We start from the raw sequence: 19,137 nt of genomic DNA, 5'->3' as shown, positions 1-19,137 counted from the left end.
TTGTAGCCACATTTCCCCAGTCGATCTTCATGTTCAGCGACAAGTTGTCGCTGTCCGGACGCCAACTTGCGTGATTCCGCAGAAGGGAATCGCGATGCTTGGCTAAGCATGTTCTTTCATAAGGACTAATGCTTGGTCACTTTGACTTTTCTCACGAACACAATGGGTATAGCTCTGCCGTGTAGCAGGCGTTCCACGAAGACGGGCCCAGGGGCCCGCAGGAGAGAAAAGTCATGGACATGAACCGGAGGCAGTTCTTCCGGGTCAGCGGTGCAGGACTGGCGGCATCCAGCCTGGTGGCTTTGGGCTTCTCGCCCACGGCCGCTTTGGCGGAGACGCGCAGCTTCAAGCTGGCCCGGACGACGGAAACACGCAGCACCTGCCCGTATTGCTCGGTCAGTTGCGGCTTGGTGATGTACACCCTGGGCGATAAGGCCAAGAACGTCAAGTCGACCATCGTCCACGTCGAGGGTGATCCGGATCACCCGGTCAATCGTGGCACGCTGTGCCCCAAGGGTGCTGGCGTCATGGACATGATCCAGTCGCCCAACCGGGTCCTGCAGCCGCAGGTGCGGGAAGCAGGCGCCAAGGAGTGGAAGACCATCTCCTGGGATGAGGCGCTGACGCGGGTGGCCAAGCACATGAAGGCCGACCGCGATGCCAACCTGGTCAAGACCAATGACAAGGGGCTGACGGTCAACCGCTGGAACACCACCGGCTATCTCATTTCTTCTGCATCTTCCAACGAATCCGGTTACCTCGCTGTCAAGGTCGCTCGTGGCCTTGGGATGGTCGGCATCGACACCCAAGCACGCATCTGACACGCGCCGACTGTGTCCAGTCTGGGCCAGACTTTCGGTCGCGGAGCGATGACCAACTCGTGGACGGATATCAAGAACACGGATCTTGTCCTTGTCATGGGTGGCAATGCCGCCGAAGCGCACCCCTGCGGTTTCAAGTGGGCGGTAGAGGCCATGCAGCACCGCAAGGCCAAGTTGATCGTGGTCGACCCCCGGTTCACCCGCAGTGCGGCAGTGGCCGATCTTTACGCGCCCATTCGCGTGGGTACGGACATTGCCTTCCTGGCGGGCGTGATCAACTACCTGTTGACCAACAACAAGATCCATCTGGATTACGCCAAGTTCAACACCGACCTGACCTTCCTGACCAAGCCGGATTTCAAGCTGGAAAACGGGTTGTACAGCGGGTACGACGAGTCCAAGCGGTCCTATAACAAGGCCAGCTGGGGCTACCAGATCGGTGAAGACGGCTTTGTCAAGGTCGACGAGACGCTGCAAGACCCTCTGTGCGTGTACCAGCAGATGAAGAAGCACTTCAGCCGCTACACGCCCGAGGTGGTCAGCAAGATCACTGGCACGCCAGTGGACACCTTCCTGAAGGTGGCCGAAGCGATGGCGGAGACGTCGGCGCCTGACAAGGTGATGACCATTCTCTACGCGCTGGGCTGGACCCAGCACTCGGTGGGCTCGCAGAACATCCGAACCATGGCCATGATCCAGCTGCTGCTGGGCAACATGGGCCGGCCAGGCGGCGGTGTCAATGCGCTGCGGGGTCATGCGAACGTGCAGGGCATCACGGATATGTGCGCGTACTCCGAGACGCTTTCGGGTTACATGGGGGCGCCCACCGACAGCGATCCGGACTACGAGACCTACATTGCCAAGCGGGCACTCACGCCGCTGCGGCCCAATCAGATGAGCTACTGGCAGAACTTCAAGAAGTTCCAGGTCAGTCTGATGAAGGCCTATTACGGCAACGCCGCCACGGTGGACAACAACTTCGCCTACGACTGGTTGCCCAAGCGCGATGGCGCCTACGACGTGCTGGCATTGTTCGAGCGCATGCACCAGGGGCAGATGAATGGGTTCATCTGCCAGGGCTTCAACCCGCTGGCGGCGGTGCCGAACAAGAAAAAGCTCTCGCAGGGTCTGGCCAAGCTCAAGTACCTGGTCGTGATCGATCCGCTGGAGACCGAAACCAGCGAGTTCTGGAAGAACTACGGGCCGATGAACGACGTGAAGTCCGAAGAGATCCAGACGGAGGTGTTCCGCTTCCCGTCGGGCTGTTTTGCGGAGGAGGCCGGTACCTTCACCAATTCCAGTCGGGTCCTCAGCTGGAAGGACGCAGCGGTCCCCCCGCCCGGTCAGGCCAAGGTCGACAGCGAGATCGTGGCTAGCCTGTTCATGAAGTTGCGCAACATGTACGCCAAGGAGGGAGGCGCCCTTCCCGAACCGGTGGCTGCGCTGAACTGGCCCTACATCAACCCGACCAAACCCAGTCCCCAGGAACTGCTCAAGGAAATCAGTGGCAAGGCGCTGATTGATCTGACCGATCCGAAGGATCCCACCAAAGTGCTGGTCAAGGCCGGTGAGCAGGTGGCAGGCTTTGGCGTCTTGCGCGACGATGGCAGCACGAGCTGCGGCAACTGGCTGTATTCGGGGTGCTGGAGTCAGGCAGGCAATCTGACCGCACGGCGCGACAACAGCGATCCGTCCGGCTTGGGCGTGTTCCAGAACTGGGGATACGCCTGGCCTGCCAACCGGCGCATCCTCTACAACCGTGCCAGTGCGGACAAGGATGGCAAGCCCTGGGATCCCAGCCGCAAGTACATGGCCTGGAATGGTACTGCCTGGGCGGGCGCGGACATCCCAGACATGCGCCCGAACGCAGCGCCTCAGGAAGGGGTTGGCTCGTTCATCATGACCCCGGAGGGTGTGGCACGACTGCACGCTGCGGGCATGGCGGAAGGGCCTTTCCCCGAGCACTATGAACCGTTCGAGACGCCAGTGGGCTTCAACCCCATGCACCCCGACAACCCCAAGGCCACCAGCAATCCGGCCGCGCGGGTCTACAAGGGTGACCTGGAGGCATTCGGCAAGAAGGACGAGTTCCCGTATGCGGCGACGACCTACCGGTTGACGGAACACTTCCATTACTGGTCCAAGCATTCGCTGAGCAATGCCATTGTCCAACCAGCGCCCTTTGTCGAGATCGGTGAAGAGCTGGCCAAGGAGAAGGGCATCAAGCAAGGGGAAATGGTCAGGGTCCGCAGTAACCGCGGCGAGGTTGTGGCGGCCTGCGTGGTGACCAAGCGCATCAAGGCGCTCGATGTGAACGGACAGAAAGTGCACCATGTGGGTATCCCTATCCACTGGGGCTTCAAGGGCGTCACGCAGAACGGCTATCTGGCCAATGCGCTGACACCGTTCGTGGGCGACGCGAACTCCCAGACACCGGAGTTCAAGGCGTTCCTGGTCAACATCGAAAAGGCCTGAGAAGGAGATCACCATGGCAAGTCTGCAAAGCCTTGACGTGGTGGCCCGTTCGGCCACCACAACACCCACACCCCAGGTCCGTACCGCGGTTCCGGAGGTTGCCAAGCTCATTGACGAGTCCAAGTGCATCGGCTGCAAGGCCTGCCAGGTCGCGTGCATGAACTGGAACGACCTGCGAGACGAGGTTGGCACCAACATCGGGGTTTACGACAACCCCAGCGACCTGACGCCCAACAGCTGGACGGTGATGAAGTTCTTCGAGGTGGAGCCCGAGCAGGGCAGCCTTGAATGGCTGATCCGCAAGGACGGCTGCATGCATTGCGACGACCCGGGCTGCCTCAAGGCCTGCCCGTCGCCCGGCGCGATCGTGAAGTACGCCAACGGCATCGTCGACTTCATCAGCGAGAACTGCATCGGCTGCGGCTACTGCGTCAAAGGGTGCCCGTTCGATGTGCCACGCATCAGCCAGAAGGACAACAAGGCGTACAAGTGCACCTTGTGTTCCGACCGGGTGGGTGTGGGCCTGGAGCCTGCCTGCGTGAAGACCTGCCCGACCGGCGCCATTTCGTTCGGAACCAAGAGCGATATGGTGGCTTACGGCGAGAAGCGCGCTGGCGAACTCAAGGAGCGTGGCTTCCAGCAGGCCGGTCTCTACAACCCGCAAGGGGTGGGCGGCACGCACGTCATGTACGTGATGAAGCATGCCGACAAACCCGAGCTGGTGGACCTGCCGAAGGACCCCTCGATCAGTCCGGCGGTGTCGCTGTGGAAGGGTCTGGCCAAGCCTCTGGCGGTGGCCGGTGTGGTCGGCGCCATGGTCGCCGGCTTCTTCCACTACATGAAGGTGGGCCCGGTTGAGGACAAGGCTGAGAAGGAGGAAGCGTGATGGCTCAGAAACTGCTTCAGCGCTACAAGGACGGTGACCGGATGAACCACTGGTTCATCGCGATCATGTTCTTTCTGGCCGGACTTTCGGGTCTGGCGTTCTTCCATCCCAGCCTGTTCTTCTTCAGCAACCTGTTCGGGGGCGGGCAATGGACGCGCATCCTGCATCCTTTCCTGGGTGTGCTGATGGTGGTTGGCTTTCTGGGGCTTTTCTTCAAGCTCTGGAAAGAGAATCTGATCACCGCGGCCGACCGGGAGTGGAAGAAGCATGCGGGTCGCATGCTCCGGGGTGACAAGGCGGGCATGCCGCCGGTGGGCAAGTACAACTACGGTCAGAAGGTCGTCTTCTGGCTGATGTTTGTCAGCCTCGTCATCCTGCTGGTCACCGGTGTGATGTTCTGGCGACCCTGGTTTGCGCCTTACTTCAGCATCCCGGTGATGCGCATCGCGGTGCTGCTGCACTCGGTGTCTGCCGTGGTGCTGATCCTGACCACCATCGTGCATGTCTATGCGGCTATCTGGGTCAAGGGAACGGTGCGGGCGATGACGCGTGGCACCGTGACCGATAGCTGGGCCAAGCTGAACCACCCGCTGTGGCATGAGGAAGTGACCAAGGGGCGCTGATGCCCCCCGACACCCCGGGCCGCCGGTCCGGGGTGTTCATTTGAGATTGAGGAGAATGATTCGATGACCGCCAGCGCCACCGTGCGTGTGATGAGCCCTGAAGAGATTGCCGCCCGGGCAGGGGAAGAGACGCCTTTCCTGCACTGGCCGCAGCGCGAATCTGTGTTCGCCGAGCGTGAAATGCGGCTTCGCCAGCTGGCGCGTGGGCACGCCATGGAGGACTATCTGGGCTTTCTGGCGCGCATCGCCCATCAGCAGCAGGGCCTGCTCAAGACCTTTCCCTCCGTACCTTTGCCGGATGCCCAGGCGGCAGACCGGGCTGCCCGGGCGGGCCTGCCGTTGATTCCCGCAGCCGACTGGCCTAGGGATCCGGCTTGGCGCCAGGTGGTGCGTGACATGAGCCAGGCGCTGTCCCAGGAGGTTGCCGGCAAGGCTGCTGAAGTGCTGAGCACTCTGGCCGACGCCGATGAGGTATTTCTGGAGCGGCAGGCCGATGCCCTGCTGCACGGCCTGGTGACAGGACTGGACCTGGCCACGGCTCCTGTGGTGGGTGCCGCCCTGCAGGTCTACTGGACGCACATGCTGCTGGCCACCCGTGACCTTCACCAGGGCCAGGGACAGCCGTTCGGGCGCATCGATGACGAGACGGTTTGCCCCTGTTGCGGCAGCCGACCGACAGCCAGCGTGACCCGCAGTGCCGGAGAGTCACTGGGGCAGCGTTACCTGCATTGCTCGCTGTGTGGTCTGCAATGGCACATGGTGCGTATCAAGTGCCCCCACTGCCTGTCGGGCAAGTCGCTGGCCTACCAGTCGCTGACCGGGAGTTCGGGTGACTCCGACAGTGCTGCCGCGACCGCGAAGGTGCAGGCTGAGACCTGCGACGATTGCGGCACCTATCTCAAGATCGTTCATACCGATCGTGATCCCTTTGTGGACCCGGTGGCCGATGATGTGGCCTCGGTCACGCTGGATCTGCTGGTCGCCGAAACGGGCAAGGAGCGCCATGGGGTGAACTTCATGCTTTTGTTCGGTGATGGTGGTGGGGATCCACCCCCTGATCAAGGGGGGCAGTGATGGCCCGGCTCGAAGAATCCGTCGTCGACGGTTCCAGGGCCCCCGGCAAAGCCAGCCCCAAGGACCTGCCTTCTGTTGACCGGCTCCTGCGCGAGCCTGTCGTTGCACAACTGGTGGCCGAGCACGGCCACAGCTGTGTGGCCCAACAGGTGCGTTTGCTGGTAGACGACTTGCGATCCCGTGTGCTCCAGGGGACGCTGGAGGCCTCCGAGGTTGGCGCAGAGGCGCTGTCTGCGGCCGTGCAGCAGCGGGTGGCGGGCCGGCTGGCGCCGCGCATGCGCAACGTGCTCAACCTGACCGGCACGGTGATTCACACCAACCTGGGCCGTGCGCTGCTGGCCGACGAGGCCCTGGCCCACCTGCTGAAGATGATGTCGGGGCCGAACAACCTTGAATACGACTTGGCGACGGGTGGTCGTGGTGACCGGGATAGCATCGTCGAGGAACTGCTGACCACCCTGACGGGTGCCGAAGCGGCCACCATCGTCAACAACAATGCGGCGGCGGTACTTCTGACCATTGCAGCGTTGGCCCGTGACCGGGAGGTGATCGTCTCGCGCGGTGAGCTGGTCGAAATTGGGGGTGCGTTCCGCATGCCTGATGTCATGGCCAGTGCCGGCGCTAACATGGTCGAGGTGGGGACGACCAACCGCACCCATCCGCACGACTACGAGCGTGCCATCAACGACCGCACCGCGCTGTTGATGAAGGTGCACACCAGCAACTACGCGGTCCAGGGATTCACCTCGGCCGTGAGCGAGGCCGAGCTCAGTGCCATCGCGCATGCACGGGGTCTGCCCGTGGCCACCGACCTGGGCAGCGGCGCGCTGGTGGATCTGGCCGCCTGGGGCTTGCCCCGCGAACCCATGCCGCAGGAGATGCTGGCCGCTGGTTGCGATGTGGTGACTTTCAGCGGTGACAAGTTGCTGGGCGGACCGCAAGCAGGACTGATCGTGGGTTCCAGGGCGTCGATCGGCAAGATCCGCAAGTACCCGATGAAGCGGGCCCTGCGCATGAGCAAGTTGCCACTGGCCGCATTGGAGGCCACGCTGATGATTTACCTGCGTTCCGATCGTGTGGCGCAGGATTTGCCGACGTTGCGGCTGCTCACCCGCCCTGAATCGGACATTCGTCGCCTGGCGCAGGCTCTGTTCCCTGCTGTGGCCGAAGCGGTTGGCCCACGGTTTTCGGTGAGCGTCGAAGGCATGCAGGGCCAGATCGGTTCGGGCTCGCTGCCGGTCGAGCGGCTGGCGTCGGCGGGTCTGGCCATTGCGCCGGTGGCCAAGAAAGGGGCAGGTCGTGCCCTGGATGAATTGGCCACGGCCCTGCGGCGCCTGCCGGTACCGGTGATCGGGCGGATCTCCGAGGACCGCCTGCTGCTGGACCTGCGTTGTCTTGAAGACAGCGCTCTTTTCGCTGCCCAGTTGCCCGCCCTGCGGCAGGCGCTGAGCTGAGTGTGCTGTGCAATGAACCATCAGGAGACGACATGAGCCTCGATCGACGCCATTTCCTCACCGCCGCTGGCGCGAGCGCCGCCACCTTGCTCACGGGCTGCGCCAGCGGCGCGGGCACCGGCGGCAAGGCGGCCGCGCTGCCCTTCTTCATCGGCCAGCCAGCCCAGACCTTGCTCGCCAAGGGCAAGGCCCCCCGCGTGGTGGTCTGCGGCGGTGGCTGGGGCGGCCTCACCACGGCCAAGTACCTTCGCCAGCTGGCGCCCTCGGCCGAGGTGGTGCTGCTCGAACGCAACCCGGTGTTCTTCTCCTGCCCGATCAGCAACAAGTGGCTCGTGGACATGGTGGACACCAGCTTCATCACGCACGACTACCTGCGCGTGTCCGAGCGCCACGGCTACCGCTTCATCCAGACCGAGGTGCTCGAGGTCGATCGCAGCGCCAAGCGCGTCGTCACGACGCTGGGTTCGCTGGATTACGACTACCTCGTGCTCGCGCCGGGCATCCGTTACAACTACGAGGCCTGGTTCGGTAACGACCGGCGCATCGCGGACGCGACGCGCGCGCGTTTCCCGGCGGCCTATATCACCAACAACGAGCACTTCGCCCTCAAGCAGGCGCTGCACAACTTCAAGGGGGGCGATTGGGTCATGACCCTGCCGCCCCCGCCGCAGCGTTGCCCGCCGTCGCCCTATGAGCGCGCCTGCATGGTGGCGTGGTACTTCAAGCACAACAAGATCAAGGGCAAGGTCACCATCCTGGACCACAAAGATGGCGTGCGTCCCATCGGCCCTGGCTTCCGCGCCGCCTTCAACGAGCTCTACAAGGACTACATCACCTATGTGCCCAACGCGCACGTGCAGTCCATCGATCCGTTCAAGAAGGAGATCAAGACCGACGCGGGCGACATGAACTTCGATCATGCGGTGCTGATGGCGCCGCACCAGGCCGGCGACCTCGCGTGGAAGGCCGACACCATCGGCCGCACCGGCGAAGGCAAGCCCAGCGGCTGGGCCGACGTGGACCCGCTCATGCTGCACCTCAAGGGCGATCCGAACGTCTACGTCATTGGTGACGCGGTCGGTTTCGTCTCGCCGCAGTTCGCCTTCTATCCCAAGAGCGCGCACGTGGCCAACAAACACGGCCACATCGTGGCGGGCTACATCGCCGAGCGCATCGCTGGCCGCAGCCCCAAAACCAACCTGCCCGACAACCTCTGCTACATGATGGTCAACGGCGATCCGCGCGAGGCCATCAGCGTGCAGTTCGACTACAAGGTCAACGACAAAGGCGTGATCGAGCAGACGCAGATCGACATCAATCAGCGCAGCGGCGACCTGGTGAAGGAAAACTTCCGCTGGGCCGGGCTCAAGTTCGAGGACATGTTCGGCTGATCGTCGGACGCGAGCACCATCACATGATCGTCGGTACCGCAGGACACATCGACCACGGCAAGACCACACTGGTGCGCGCGCTCACCGGTGTGGATACCGATCGCCTGCCTGAAGAGAATAAGCGTGGCATCAGCATCGAGCTGGGCTATGCATTCATGGACGGCCCTGACGGATTGCGCATCGGGTTCATCGACGTCCCCGGTCATGAGCGGCTGGTGCACACGATGGTCTCGGGCGCCACTGGCATTGATCTGGCGCTGCTGCTGGTGTCGGCCGACGACGGGGTGATGCCTCAGACACGCGAACACCTGGCGGTGCTGTCGCTGCTGGGGGTGCGCCACGGACTGGCCGTGGTCACCAAGTGCGATCGGGTGGATCCGGCACGGGTGACCGATGTTGTGGCCCAGGTGAAAGAGTTGCTGCAGGGTACCAGCCTGTCCGGTGCGGCGGTGCTGCCGGTGTCGGCGCAGACTGGCCAGGGCATGGACGAGCTGCGAACGCAGCTGTGGGCCGAGGCACGGACTATGGCCGGGCACCCCCGCACATCGGACGCTTTCCGCCTGGCGGTGGATCGCAGCTTCACCCTGACCGGGATCGGTACCGTGGTGACGGGCACCGTGCATGCGGGGCAGGTGAGTGTGGGGCAGGAACTGGTGTGCCTGCCCGGTGGGCAGCGCGTGCGGGTACGCAGCCTGCACGCGCAGAACCGTGAAGCGCAGCAGGCCAGCGCCGGGCAGCGTTGTGCGATGGCCCTGGCCGGCGTCACACGCGAAGAGGTGGCACGCGGTGACTGGGTGACCGACCCCTTGGTTGCCTTGCAGACTGATCGGCTGGACGCCCACCTGAACCTTTGGGTCGCAGAGACCAAGGCTCTGCGCTCGGGTACCCCGGTGCACCTGCACCTGGGATCGTGTGAGGTCATGGCCACGGTGGCGGTGCTGGATCCTCCCGTCCTGGAGCCCGGTGGCAGCGCATTGGTGCAACTGGTGCTGCGGCGGGCAGTGCCCGCCTGGCACGGTGACCGGCTGGTGCTGCGGGACGAATCTGCCTCGCGCACCCTGGCGGGAGGGGTCGTGCTCGACCCCTTCGGACCCGTGAGATACCGGCGCACCCCGCAGCGACTGCAGGCGCTGCAGGCGCTGCAGGCGCTGGAGATTGCAGATCCCTCTGAGCGGCTGCAAGCGGTGCTGGATGCTGCGCCGCAGGGGGTGGATCTGAAGCGCTGGCGGGCTGCCCAGGGAGGACTTGCCTCGGCGCTGCCTGAACCGACGCTGCATGCCAGCGATGGCCAGCACGACATGGCGTTGGCTGACGGGCATGCGGCGCGGGCTCAGGCTCAGGTGCTGGCCGCGCTGGCGGCGTACCACCAGCAGCATCCGGACGAGCTCGGGCCGGACATGGCCCGTCTGCGCCGGCTCGCGCTGCCCAAGCTGGCCGAGCCGCTGTGGCGTGCGCTGGCCGCTCGCATGCAGGCGGCCGGCCTGATCGGCTCTCGCGGGGCGCTGGTGCATCTGCCCGAGCATGGCGTCCGTCTGTCGGCGGCCGAGGAGCGCATTGCCCAGAAGGTGGCACCCAGCCTGGCGCGTGCTGGGTTCGAAGGTGCCTGGGTGCGGGACCTGGCCAGGGACACTGGTGAGCCCGAGGCACTGATGCGTGTGACCCTGCTTCGGCTGGCGCAGCGGGGGGAGTTGTATCAGGTGGTCAAGGATCTCTACTATCCCGCATTGACCATGGCCGAGCTGGCCCGCATCTGTCGGGACGTGGCCGCTGCTCACGATGGCGTCGTGCTGGCGGCCGATTACCGGGATGCCACCGGGCTGGGCCGCAAGCGCGCGATCCAGATTCTGGAGCACTTCGACCGCATCGGACTGTTGCGTCGTGTGGGGGATACGCATCGCTTGCGCGCCGACTGCGGTCTTTTTCAGGAGGCGACGGTATGATCGCCGCTCGTCATTGGCCCGGTCGTTTCGGGCGTGTTTTTTCTGCGGAAGGGAAACGATCCTGGTGGGTCGGCCGGGCTTCAAACCCGGTGGGTGGCGCCATGCGTCGCCGGGTGGGTTCGACTCCCATTCCCTTCCGCCATTTCTTTGTTGGCCGGGGCGCACATGACGGATCCGTCTGACCTGCTGTATCTCATCGAGCACCAGGTGTGGGCCCGGCTGGATGACGATGGCCTGGCCACCATGGGCATCACCGCGCTGGGGGTCCGGCTGTCTGGCGAGATCTACATGTGCCGGCCCAAGGGTGTGGGCATGGTCATCGAGCAGGGGCGCTCCATGGGTGTGGTCGAACTGGCCAAATCCATCGTGTCGGTCAAGGCACCGCTCAGCGGTGAGGTGGTCGAGGTCAACACCCTCCTGCGTGACCAGCCTGAGCGGGTGCATCAGGATCCCTACGGGGCGGGCTGGCTGTTGCGGATCCGTCCCTCGGCACTGGACACGGAGCGTGCCTTGCTGGTGACAGGTCCATCGGTTCCAGAGGCCATGGCTGCCCACGCGCGGCTGTTCCGCATCGAAGACTGAACGCCATGGGTTTTGAGGCCAATTCACTGCAGGGTGTGGCGTTGTTGCTCTGGGCTACCGAGCCAGATGCTCCTCACCGGCTCGTCACGCCCTTCATGCACGCGGCCGCAGCTGCAGCGATGGACATGCCGGTGGAGTTGTACTTCACCGCGCGCAGCGTGCACCTACTGGTACCTGGTGTCGCGCAAGCGCTCAGGGCCAGCGAGCGAACCGAGCGCACCGTGTATGACGCGATGCGTGATGCGGCTGAACATGGTGCTGTGTTCTATGCCTGCGCCGAAGCGTTGCGTGCGCAGGGACTGGCGGGCCAACCACTGATCGCGGAGTGTGCGGGGCACGGAGGCACCGTGCAGTTCATGGCGAGAGCGGCCGACCCAGCCTGGCGCACGCTGGTGTTTTGACTATTCGTCAGAGGCGTATCTTTTTTACTTTTTTCCGCAGGGGGCCACAGGTGAACGACAGCTTTTCAAGAACGGTGATCGTTTTCCACCACGACGGATTGGGACAGGCCGAGCCATCACTTCGCCATCGTTTGGTGAAGAGCTATTTGCGCACCATCATCGAGCTCGGTCAGCTTCCCAAAGCTCTTCTGTTTTATGCCGGTGGTGTGAAGCTGGTCGCGCAGGGAACACCGTGCCTCTCGGAGCTGGTCGAACTTGCAGCGGCAGGCGTGCCATTGATTGCCTGTCGAACCTGTATCGAGTTCTATGCGCTGCAAGATCAGGTGGTGGTGGGAGAGATCGGCAACATGCTGCGCATCGTGGAGATGCAGGCCGATGCATCCAAAGTGATCACGCTTTGACTTGCTGTAAAAACACGAATGAACAGCCACGCTCGCTTCATTGCCTTTCGCCTCTTGCCCGGTGACGACCTTCTTGAAGGCGTTAGCCGTCATGTTTCAACTCACCAGATCAAGGCGGGATGGATCGCTGGTGTGGTGGGCAGCCTCAGTCGGGCCTCACTGCGTTTTGCCGCGCAGGCCGAGAGGACGCTGCTGGAGGACACATTCGAGATCATCGCGCTCTCCGGTACTCTGGATGCGGAGGGTGCTCACCTGCATCTGTCTGTTGCTGATTCCCAGGGGGTCATGCTAGGCGGCCATGTAATGCCGGGCTGCATTGTGCGAACCACCTGCGAATTGGTCGTCGGTGACCTGGAGTCGATCTCGTTCCACAGAGCACCCTGTCCCTTGTCCGGTTACGACGAGTTGGTCGTCTCCTCCCGCAATCCCTGATCGAGAGTCCATCCACATGAACACCTTCTTCTCTACCCGCGCGCTGACCCTGATGTCCGCCGGTATTGCCATCAACATGACACTGGGTCAGCTGGCTTCCATGCTCAAGCTGCCGCTGTTCCTTGATGCCATTGGGACTCTGATCGTCGCGTTGCTGTCAGGCCCTGTGGCTGCGCTGGTCACCGGCCTGATGACCAACCTGATCTGGGGTCTGATCTCCAGTCCAGTAGCCGCGGCTTTTGCACCCGTTGCTGCGGTGATTGGTCTTGTGGGTGGTCTGTGTGCCCGTTCGGGCGGATTTCGCACATTACCGCGGGTGCTGCTCTCCAGTCTGCTGATAACTGTTGCCGTGGTGTTGGTGGCCACGCCGATTCGAACCTACCTGTTCGGCGGGGCAACCGGTAGTGGAGCGGACTTCCTGGTGGCCTACATGAATGTGCTGGGTACCAAGCTGATCGAATCCGTCGCCATCACGGTGCTCGGTACCAACCTGGTGGACAAGCTCATTTGTGCGCTGGTGGCATGGTTTGCGGTGCGGGCTTTGCCGCAACGCGTTCGCTCGCAGTTTCCGCACGCTGCGCCCGTGAGGTGAAAGACGGCAACCTCGGGGCCTGAGGTGGCTGAGGTTTTCTCGGTTCACCCGGGCGTCACGGCCATGCTGCACCCTTTGACCAGTTTCGTGCTGATTCCACTGGTTGTAACGATCTCGTTGCGACTTGATGACACCCTTTTGTTGGCCTTGCTCCAAGGTGTGTCGTTGGCATGGATGCTGTCGAGGTCTCTATGGATCAGACGACTCAGACAGTGGTGTCTGGTCCTGGGGCCGCTGGCCGTTGGCCTCGTACTTGTTCACATGCGCTGGTCAGAGCTTTGGCGCGGTGTGCCATTCGAGGAACTGCTCCCTGGGCTTGTCCCTTCAATCCATCTTTGGTTGCGCATCGGCAGTGTCTTGGCTTGTGCGCTTTGGTGGCTGGCGACCACGCCCACGCAACGGATCGTGAAGGCAATGTTCGCGAGCAGACTACCCCCAGGAATGGCCTATCTGCTCGTCAGCCCGTTGCTTCTGGCCGAACAGCTCAAGACGCGCCTTGCTGTCGTGCAGGAGGCGCAGGCCGCGCGAGGTTTGGATACCCACGGACCGTGGTACCAACGGTCGACCCAGTTGCTATCCCTGGCCTTTCCGCTGTTGCTGTGGACGCTGTCAGAGGTCAATGACAGGGCTGCGGCGTTGGAGACGCGGGCATTTCGTCGATATACCCGGCGAACCACCCTGGACTCGCCTGTGGCTGCACCATGGGAGCGCTGGTTTGTCAGAACGACCTTGGTGGTCATACTGCTGATTCTGGGGAGCTTCGTTTGGCACTGATCCGGTTTGAACAGGCAAGTCTGACCCGGTCTCATGCCGATTCGCCAAACTTGCAGGCGCTGAACTTCGAAGTGAAGGCAGGAGAGATTCTCGCTGTGATGGGAGGTTGTGGAAGCGGCAAGACGACGCTCGCCTGCTGGATGGCAGGCTGGGTGCCGCACAGCATGTCTGCCGCTGTCAGTGGTGTTGCGCAGTTCGATGGAATGCCCCTCTCGGGAGGGCACTTGGCGCGTTGGGCATCTCAGGTGCAGCTGGTGCAGGCGCGCCCATATGCCGGGCTGACTGGCTGCGCATTCAACGTCCACGATGAGGTCGCGTTCGGTCCTGAGAACCTGGGATGGAAGGAGTCCGACATTCGAGAGCAGGTCTGCGCCGCACTGGATCTTTGCGAACTTACCGGATTGGCCTTGCGCCGGCCAGCTACCTTGTCGGGAGGCGAGGCCCAACGCGCGGCGATTGCCGCAGCTGTGGTCATGCGACCACGGCTGTTGCTTCTGGACGAAGCTTTCAGCCGACTGGCACCGGCGGCGGCATGCCGCATGCTGGATCGGCTTGTTGACCTGACGAGACAGGGAACGACGCTGGTGCTTTTCGAGAAGCAGTTCGATCTTGCCGCCCGGGTTGCCCATCGCGTTCTGCTGCTGGACCGTGGGCGGCAGCAGGCATTAGGCTCGCCTGAGTCGGTGTTCGACGAGGTCACGGATCTTGTTCGTGCGCCGGATGCCCTGTTGGCTGCCCGACAGGCTCGTCGGGCAGGACTTTGGCGGGAGGCGGTGGCGCCGCCACTGTCGACGGATACGGCTCCTCAGCGTTTCATTGAGGTTCTGAATGGCTGAGTTCGTGTTGCAGTTCAAGGAGGTTTCGTTCAGCTGGGATCATGATCAACCGCTGCTGGACCGGGTTTCCTTTGGGGTCCAGCCCGGCGAGTGCGTTGCGCTGGTGGGGCGCAATGGTGCCGGCAAATCCACGCTGCTAAAGCTTGCCAGTGGGCTGCTCAAGCCTGCGGCGGGTTGTGTGACACTGGGTGATATGGACACAGCTCATACCCGTGCTCCCAAGCTCGCGCGCAGCGTGTCCCTGATGTTTCAGGAGGCTGAGCGGCAAATATCGCACGATAGCATCGTCGATGAGGTGGCATTTGCTCCTCGTATGGCGGGCTTCGATGCTGCAGAGGTGCAGCGTCGCGTGAGTCGCGCCTTGAACCTCGCAGGACTGGTAGGCAAGGCAAACGATCATCCGCTTGACCTCAACGGTGGAGAGCGGCGCATGCTGACGCTGGCATCGCTGATTGCGCAGGACACGCCACTGGTTCTGTTGGACGAGCCCACCCGGGATTTCGATGCACACTTGCTTGACCTGTTCGAATCCTGGATGAAATCTGCATTGGGGGCGGGCACTGCCATCGTCTTCATCAGTCATGATCTCGACTTTGTCGCTCGCCATGCCAAGCGGGTGCTTCACATGGATGGCGGAGAGATCGCTGCTGACGGGGATGTCAGCAGCGTGCTGGCGCACCCAGACTTGCAGGAGCTGTCGCCGATGTCGGCGCCAACTCTGCCAGCTCTGTGCCGTGCCCTGAATGTGCGAGCCACGACCAGGCTCGAAGATTTCGAACACCTATGGCGGGAACGCCTGCATTCCGAAGGCTGGGTCCTTGGCCAGGACGTCAACCAGCGAGTATGACCGGAGCAGTAGGGAGCTGACTCAGTCCCACCAGGGCAGAAGCCGCTTCATGGCAGCCACCTCACCACAGTGGTCCGCCGCGTAGCCGGGCTGCAGGTTCAAGGCATCGTGCCAGGCGCGGCTGCGCAGCAATGCCAGCAGCTTCTGCATGGCCGGCAGATCCAGGGCAGACTTCAGGCACACCAGCAGGTAGCGCTCGTCGGTGACCGGCACGAATCCTAGGCCGAAGGCTCGGGCAGCGTATTGGGTGCCCAGGCCGACGTCCGCATCGCCGGACGACACCGCCTGTGCCACGGCGGCGTGTGAAGACTCGACCCGGTCGTAGCCATCGAGGTCAATGGCGTCGATACCGTCCTGGATCATGAGCTCGTCCAGCAGCAGTCTCGTGCCGGTACCCTTGGCACGGTTGACAAAACGGGCTTGCAGCCGCACGACATCCTTGAGGTTTTGCAGCCGCATCGGATTGCCAGCCGGCACCATCAGGCCCTGGGTGCGGCGTGCAAACCCGATGATCTTGTGCGTACCCGGCCGCAGGAGAGGCCGGTAGGTGCGTGCGCTGAGGCTGCCTGCCGCCGCGAAAGGCTGGGTATGGAAGCCCGCCACGAGGCAGCGCCCTTCGTTGAGGGCGCGAATCGCATCCACACTGCCCGCAAACCGGATGTCCAGGTGCAGCTTGTGCCGGATCGGGGGCTTGAGGGGGATCACGCCCGCCGCCACGTCCTGCAGAACCGTCAGGGCATGGTCGTGGCTGGCATACAGTGTGAGCACATCGGTCGTCTGTCCATCGTTGCCCGCATCTTCGAAGGCGATCGAAAACGCACGCTCCAGCTCGGCGCGCAGAGCTTCGGTCTGCGGCCCCAGACGTGCTTGCGCGAGCCGCTCGGCCATGAGCAGTCGCTGACCGAAGGGGCTGAGTTGGGCCGCCTGTCCGCGTTCCCACAGAATCAGGGGCTGCCCCAGCTCCTGCTCCCAGTCCTTCAGCTGTCCCCAGACGTGGCGGTACGAGAGGTCCAACTGTCGCGCAGCGGCCGAGATGGATCCTTGCTCGCGCACGGCATGCAACATGTCGATCAACGGATTTCGCAACAGTGCACCGCTTTGCTCGCGGTCTGATCGGCGATTTGCGTTGATCGAGTAGGACAGCTGGATGTTTCGCATGTGCCAAGTGTGCCAAAGCCGGACATGCACCGGATCAGGTGATATGCAAAGAAATTCATATCGCGCGAATACCAACGGCAGGCTTCGCGAGAGTGTCGTAAGCTCCGTCTCAACATATGAATACGTTTTCCGATAGCGTGACCACCGCCATGATGCTCGTCGTCAGTGGCGACCAGGGCTTGTGGACCATCGTGTCACGTTCGCTCGCGGTGAGCGCGACCGCTTGCCTGATCGCTTGTGGCGTGGGATTGTTGCTCGGCGCCTGGCTTGCGGTGGTGCGCTTCGCCGGGCGAGGCGTGGTCCTGACCATCCTCAACACCTTTCTGGCCATCCCTTCGGTGGTGGTGGGTCTGGTGATCTACCTGCTGCTGTCCCGCTCGGGGCCGCTGGGCTTTCTGGGGTGGCTGTTCAGCTTCCAGGCCATGGTGCTGGCGCAGGCCATTCTGGTGCTGCCCCTGGTGACGGCGCTGACCCGGCAGGTAGTGGAGGACGCGGATCGCAATCACGGCGAACAGCTCAGTTCGCTGGGCGCCGGGCTGGGCATGCGCAGCCTGCTGATGGCCTGGGACGAGCGGTATGCCTTGCTGACGGTGCTGATCACGGCCTTCGGTCGGGCGGTGTCCGAAGTGGGGGCCGTCATGATCGTGGGTGGCAACATCGAGGGATTCACCCGTGTCATGACCACGGCCATCGCGCTGGAGACCAGCAAGGGGGACTTGCCGCTGGCACTGGGACTGGGCATCGTATTGTTGGCGGTGGTGCTGCTGCTCAACAGCCTGGTCGCGCTCTTGCGTCGCTGGCGGGAGAGCCTGGACGGTGGTGATCTGCGGATGGCCACGACATGATGCGCGACCCTGTCACCGATACGGTGCTGTCGCTGGAGGCGGTGCATGTGAGCCTGGGCCCTGCGGCCCAGGTGGAGGCGCTGCGCGATGTGCATCTGCAGATCGCTGCGGGCGAGCGGGTGGCCCTGGTGGGGCCTAACGGCTGCGGCAAGAGCACCTTGTTGCGCACCCTGCATGGCCTCTTGCCGATCACCTCGGGACAGCGCCGGGTGCTCCAACGATCGCGCATCGCGATGCTGTTTCAGCGGCCCCACCTGTTTCGCATGTCGGTGCTGCGCAACCTGCAGCTGGGTTTGTGGCTCAGTGGCATGGCGTGGAGCCAGACGCGTGCGCGTGCCATGGAAGCGCTGCGGCGGGTGGAGCTGGCCGAGCTGGCCGACCGCAACGGCCGGGCCCTGTCGGGCGGTCAGCAGCAGCGGGTCGCGCTGGCCCGTGCCTGGGCGTTGAGCCCGGATGTGTGGCTGCTGGATGAGCCCACCGCGAGTCTGGATCCCCACGCCAAGCGCGATGTGGAAGCCATCATCGAAGCCTTTGGTCGCGAGGACCGGGGGGTGGGCCGCCTGCCCGCGACCCTGGTCTTTGCGAGCCACAACCTGGGCCAGGTCAAGCGCCTGGCCAGCCGGGTGGTGTACCTGGAACAAGGGCGTGTGCTGGCCGATCTGCCCGTGCACGATTTTTTCAATCAGGACCTGCTGGAGACGCTGTCCCCGCAGGCCAGTGCTTTCGTCAAAGGAGAAACTGCATGAACACCTTTCCCTCGAACCTTCCCCGTCGTGCCCTGGTTCGTGTGCTCGCGGCCACCGGTCTGCTGGCCGCTGGTCTGATCGGTGCCCAGACGGCGCTGGCGCAAAGCAGCATCGTGGTGGCATCGACCACCTCGACCGAACAGTCGGGCCTGTTCGGCCACATCCTGCCGCAGTTCAAGCAGGCCACCGGCATTGATGTGAAGGTGGTGGCGCTGGGCACCGGGCAGGCCATCGACATGGCCCGCCGAGGCGATGCCGATGTGCTCTTCGTGCACGACAAGGTGGCCGAGGAGAAATTTGTTGCCGACGGGTTTGGCGTCAAGCGGCTGGAGGTGATGTACAACGACTTCGTGCTGATCGGCCCCAAGGCCGACCCGGCGGCCACCAAGGGCAATGACATTGTGGCGGCGCTCAAGAAGGTGGCAGCGGGCAATGCACCGTTCGTGTCCCGCGGTGACAAGAGCGGTACGCACGCAGCCGAGCTGCGCTTCTGGAAGATGACCGAAGCCGAAGCGAACAAGGGCAGCGGCTACAAGGAGTGCGGTTGCGGCATGGGCCCGGCCCTGAACATCGCGGCGTCCAGTGGCGCCTACGTGCTGGCCGACCGCGGTACGTGGCTGAACTTCAAGAACCGGGCCGACCTGGCTGTTCTGGTCGAAGGAGACAAACGCCTGTTCAACCAGTACGGCGTGATGCTGGTGAGCAGCGCCAAGCATCCGCAGGTCAAGACCGCCGAGGGGCAGAAGTTTGTGGACTGGATGACCGGTTCGGCGGGTCAGGCGGCCATTGCCAGCTACAAGATCGGTGAGGAGCAGCTGTTCTTTCCGAACGCAGCCAAGTAAGCTTTCTTGGGCGTGGC

The 19,137-nt window shown here is 63.3% G+C and carries 19 protein-coding genes and 1 tRNA gene; 19 read left to right on the top strand and 1 reads right to left on the bottom strand.

What is annotated here, in order from left to right; all coding sequences use genetic code 11:
- Window positions 1-233 precede the first annotated feature (233 nt).
- The 16 genes from fdnG to ACFQNJ_RS02315 all read left to right on the top strand — a co-directional run bounded on the left by fdnG (window position 234) and on the right by ACFQNJ_RS02315 (window position 15,529).
- Window positions 234-3,296 (top strand): formate dehydrogenase-N subunit alpha, encoded by a 3,063-nt coding sequence (fdnG, locus tag ACFQNJ_RS02390; protein WP_382253539.1) that lies wholly within the window; start codon window positions 234-236, stop codon window positions 3,294-3,296.
- Between the two features lie 13 nt (window positions 3,297-3,309).
- Window positions 3,310-4,182 carry a formate dehydrogenase subunit beta gene (gene fdxH, locus ACFQNJ_RS02385; RefSeq protein WP_382253537.1) on the top strand — a complete coding sequence of 291 codons (873 nt, stop codon included), beginning with the start codon at window positions 3,310-3,312 and terminating at the stop codon, window positions 4,180-4,182.
- Window positions 4,182-4,805: a formate dehydrogenase subunit gamma gene (locus tag ACFQNJ_RS02380; RefSeq protein ID WP_382253535.1), complete on the top strand. Its 624-nt coding sequence runs from the start codon at window positions 4,182-4,184 to the stop codon at window positions 4,803-4,805. Before fdxH ends, ACFQNJ_RS02380 begins: the two co-directional genes overlap by 1 nt.
- Window positions 4,806-4,868: 63 nt before the next feature.
- On the top strand, window positions 4,869-5,879 hold the full coding sequence (gene fdhE / locus ACFQNJ_RS02375; protein WP_382253533.1) for a formate dehydrogenase accessory protein FdhE: 1,011 nt from the start codon (window positions 4,869-4,871) through the stop codon (window positions 5,877-5,879).
- Window positions 5,879-7,333, top strand: a complete 1,455-nt coding sequence (selA, locus tag ACFQNJ_RS02370; RefSeq protein WP_382253530.1) for an L-seryl-tRNA(Sec) selenium transferase — start codon at window positions 5,879-5,881, stop codon at window positions 7,331-7,333. The genes fdhE and selA overlap by 1 nt, the downstream gene beginning before the upstream one ends.
- A 32-nt stretch (window positions 7,334-7,365) precedes the next feature.
- Complete coding sequence (locus ACFQNJ_RS02365; RefSeq protein ID WP_382253528.1) at window positions 7,366-8,724, top strand: NAD(P)/FAD-dependent oxidoreductase; 1,359 nt, start codon at window positions 7,366-7,368, stop codon at window positions 8,722-8,724.
- A 23-nt stretch (window positions 8,725-8,747) separates the two neighbouring features.
- Entirely contained in the window at window positions 8,748-10,664 is a 1,917-nt protein-coding gene (selB, locus tag ACFQNJ_RS02360; RefSeq protein ID WP_382253526.1) for a selenocysteine-specific translation elongation factor, read from the top strand.
- A gap of 46 nt (window positions 10,665-10,710) precedes the next feature.
- Window positions 10,711-10,806 (top strand) — tRNA-Sec (locus tag ACFQNJ_RS02355).
- Window positions 10,807-10,829: 23 nt separating this feature from the next.
- Window positions 10,830-11,246: a glycine cleavage system protein H gene (locus ACFQNJ_RS02350; RefSeq protein WP_382253524.1), complete on the top strand. Its 417-nt coding sequence runs from the start codon at window positions 10,830-10,832 to the stop codon at window positions 11,244-11,246.
- Window positions 11,247-11,251: 5 nt separating this feature from the next.
- Window positions 11,252-11,647 carry a DsrE family protein gene (locus ACFQNJ_RS02345; protein ID WP_382253522.1) on the top strand — a complete coding sequence of 132 codons (396 nt, stop codon included), beginning with the start codon at window positions 11,252-11,254 and terminating at the stop codon, window positions 11,645-11,647.
- Between the two features lie 50 nt (window positions 11,648-11,697).
- Window positions 11,698-12,048 carry a DsrE family protein gene (locus ACFQNJ_RS02340; protein WP_382253520.1) on the top strand — a complete coding sequence of 117 codons (351 nt, stop codon included), beginning with the start codon at window positions 11,698-11,700 and terminating at the stop codon, window positions 12,046-12,048.
- A gap of 18 nt (window positions 12,049-12,066) precedes the next feature.
- Window positions 12,067-12,480, top strand: coding sequence for a PPC domain-containing DNA-binding protein (locus ACFQNJ_RS02335; RefSeq protein ID WP_382253518.1), 414 nt, complete (start codon window positions 12,067-12,069; stop codon window positions 12,478-12,480).
- Between the two features lie 16 nt (window positions 12,481-12,496).
- Entirely contained in the window at window positions 12,497-13,072 is a 576-nt protein-coding gene (locus ACFQNJ_RS02330; protein WP_382253516.1) for a hypothetical protein, read from the top strand.
- Window positions 13,073-13,135: 63 nt separating this feature from the next.
- Complete coding sequence (locus ACFQNJ_RS02325) at window positions 13,136-13,846, top strand: energy-coupling factor transporter transmembrane component T (protein WP_382253514.1); 711 nt, start codon at window positions 13,136-13,138, stop codon at window positions 13,844-13,846.
- Window positions 13,837-14,682, top strand: a complete 846-nt coding sequence (locus ACFQNJ_RS02320; RefSeq protein WP_382253512.1) for an energy-coupling factor ABC transporter ATP-binding protein — start codon at window positions 13,837-13,839, stop codon at window positions 14,680-14,682. The genes ACFQNJ_RS02325 and ACFQNJ_RS02320 overlap by 10 nt, the downstream gene beginning before the upstream one ends.
- Window positions 14,675-15,529, top strand: coding sequence for an energy-coupling factor ABC transporter ATP-binding protein (locus tag ACFQNJ_RS02315; protein ID WP_382253510.1), 855 nt, complete (start codon window positions 14,675-14,677; stop codon window positions 15,527-15,529). The genes ACFQNJ_RS02320 and ACFQNJ_RS02315 overlap by 8 nt, the downstream gene beginning before the upstream one ends.
- Window positions 15,530-15,550: 21 nt before the next feature.
- Here the strand turns inward: ACFQNJ_RS02315 and ACFQNJ_RS02310 are convergent, their stop codons facing one another.
- Window positions 15,551-16,687 carry a substrate-binding domain-containing protein gene (locus tag ACFQNJ_RS02310; RefSeq protein WP_382253508.1) on the bottom strand — a complete coding sequence of 379 codons (1,137 nt, stop codon included), beginning with the start codon at window positions 16,685-16,687 and terminating at the stop codon, window positions 15,551-15,553.
- Between the two features lie 116 nt (window positions 16,688-16,803).
- Here ACFQNJ_RS02310 and ACFQNJ_RS02305 point away from each other — a divergent pair, with 116 nt between their 5' ends.
- Genes ACFQNJ_RS02305 through ACFQNJ_RS02295 form a run of 3 tightly spaced genes read left to right on the top strand, consistent with a single transcriptional unit; the run spans window position 16,804 to window position 19,120 of the window.
- Window positions 16,804-17,532: an ABC transporter permease gene (locus tag ACFQNJ_RS02305; protein ID WP_382253506.1), complete on the top strand. Its 729-nt coding sequence runs from the start codon at window positions 16,804-16,806 to the stop codon at window positions 17,530-17,532.
- Window positions 17,529-18,278, top strand: a complete 750-nt coding sequence (locus tag ACFQNJ_RS02300; protein WP_382253504.1) for an ABC transporter ATP-binding protein — start codon at window positions 17,529-17,531, stop codon at window positions 18,276-18,278. Before ACFQNJ_RS02305 ends, ACFQNJ_RS02300 begins: the two co-directional genes overlap by 4 nt.
- A complete protein-coding gene (locus ACFQNJ_RS02295) occupies window positions 18,275-19,120 on the top strand; it encodes an ABC transporter substrate-binding protein (protein WP_382253502.1) in 846 nt (281 codons plus the stop codon). The genes ACFQNJ_RS02300 and ACFQNJ_RS02295 overlap by 4 nt, the downstream gene beginning before the upstream one ends.
- The last annotated feature ends 17 nt before the right edge of the window (window positions 19,121-19,137 follow it).

This window comes from Hydrogenophaga bisanensis (assembly GCF_042665135.1).
In the GTDB taxonomy this organism is placed as follows: domain Bacteria; phylum Pseudomonadota; class Gammaproteobacteria; order Burkholderiales; family Burkholderiaceae_C; genus Hydrogenophaga; species Hydrogenophaga bisanensis.
The sequence above is the reverse complement of the archived record's forward strand: the minus strand, read 5'-3'. Positions and strand labels throughout refer to the sequence as shown.

Coding starts and splice junctions, on each gene's coding strand:
- fdxH (WP_382253537.1), top strand. CDS start 3,310: ATGGCAAGTCTGCAAAGCCTTGACGTGGTGGCCCGTTCGGCCACCACA.
- ACFQNJ_RS02380 (WP_382253535.1), top strand. CDS start 4,182: ATGGCTCAGAAACTGCTTCAGCGCTACAAGGACGGTGACCGGATGAAC.
- fdhE (WP_382253533.1), top strand. CDS start 4,869: ATGACCGCCAGCGCCACCGTGCGTGTGATGAGCCCTGAAGAGATTGCC.
- selA (WP_382253530.1), top strand. CDS start 5,879: ATGGCCCGGCTCGAAGAATCCGTCGTCGACGGTTCCAGGGCCCCCGGC.
- ACFQNJ_RS02365 (WP_382253528.1), top strand. CDS start 7,366: ATGAGCCTCGATCGACGCCATTTCCTCACCGCCGCTGGCGCGAGCGCC.
- selB (WP_382253526.1), top strand. CDS start 8,748: ATGATCGTCGGTACCGCAGGACACATCGACCACGGCAAGACCACACTG.
- ACFQNJ_RS02350 (WP_382253524.1), top strand. CDS start 10,830: ATGACGGATCCGTCTGACCTGCTGTATCTCATCGAGCACCAGGTGTGG.
- ACFQNJ_RS02345 (WP_382253522.1), top strand. CDS start 11,252: ATGGGTTTTGAGGCCAATTCACTGCAGGGTGTGGCGTTGTTGCTCTGG.
- ACFQNJ_RS02335 (WP_382253518.1), top strand. CDS start 12,067: ATGAACAGCCACGCTCGCTTCATTGCCTTTCGCCTCTTGCCCGGTGAC.
- ACFQNJ_RS02330 (WP_382253516.1), top strand. CDS start 12,497: ATGAACACCTTCTTCTCTACCCGCGCGCTGACCCTGATGTCCGCCGGT.
- ACFQNJ_RS02325 (WP_382253514.1), top strand. CDS start 13,136: ATGCTGCACCCTTTGACCAGTTTCGTGCTGATTCCACTGGTTGTAACG.
- ACFQNJ_RS02315 (WP_382253510.1), top strand. CDS start 14,675: ATGGCTGAGTTCGTGTTGCAGTTCAAGGAGGTTTCGTTCAGCTGGGAT.
- ACFQNJ_RS02310 (WP_382253508.1), bottom strand. CDS start 16,687: ATGCGAAACATCCAGCTGTCCTACTCGATCAACGCAAATCGCCGATCA.
- ACFQNJ_RS02305 (WP_382253506.1), top strand. CDS start 16,804: ATGAATACGTTTTCCGATAGCGTGACCACCGCCATGATGCTCGTCGTC.
- ACFQNJ_RS02300 (WP_382253504.1), top strand. CDS start 17,529: ATGATGCGCGACCCTGTCACCGATACGGTGCTGTCGCTGGAGGCGGTG.
- ACFQNJ_RS02295 (WP_382253502.1), top strand. CDS start 18,275: ATGAACACCTTTCCCTCGAACCTTCCCCGTCGTGCCCTGGTTCGTGTG.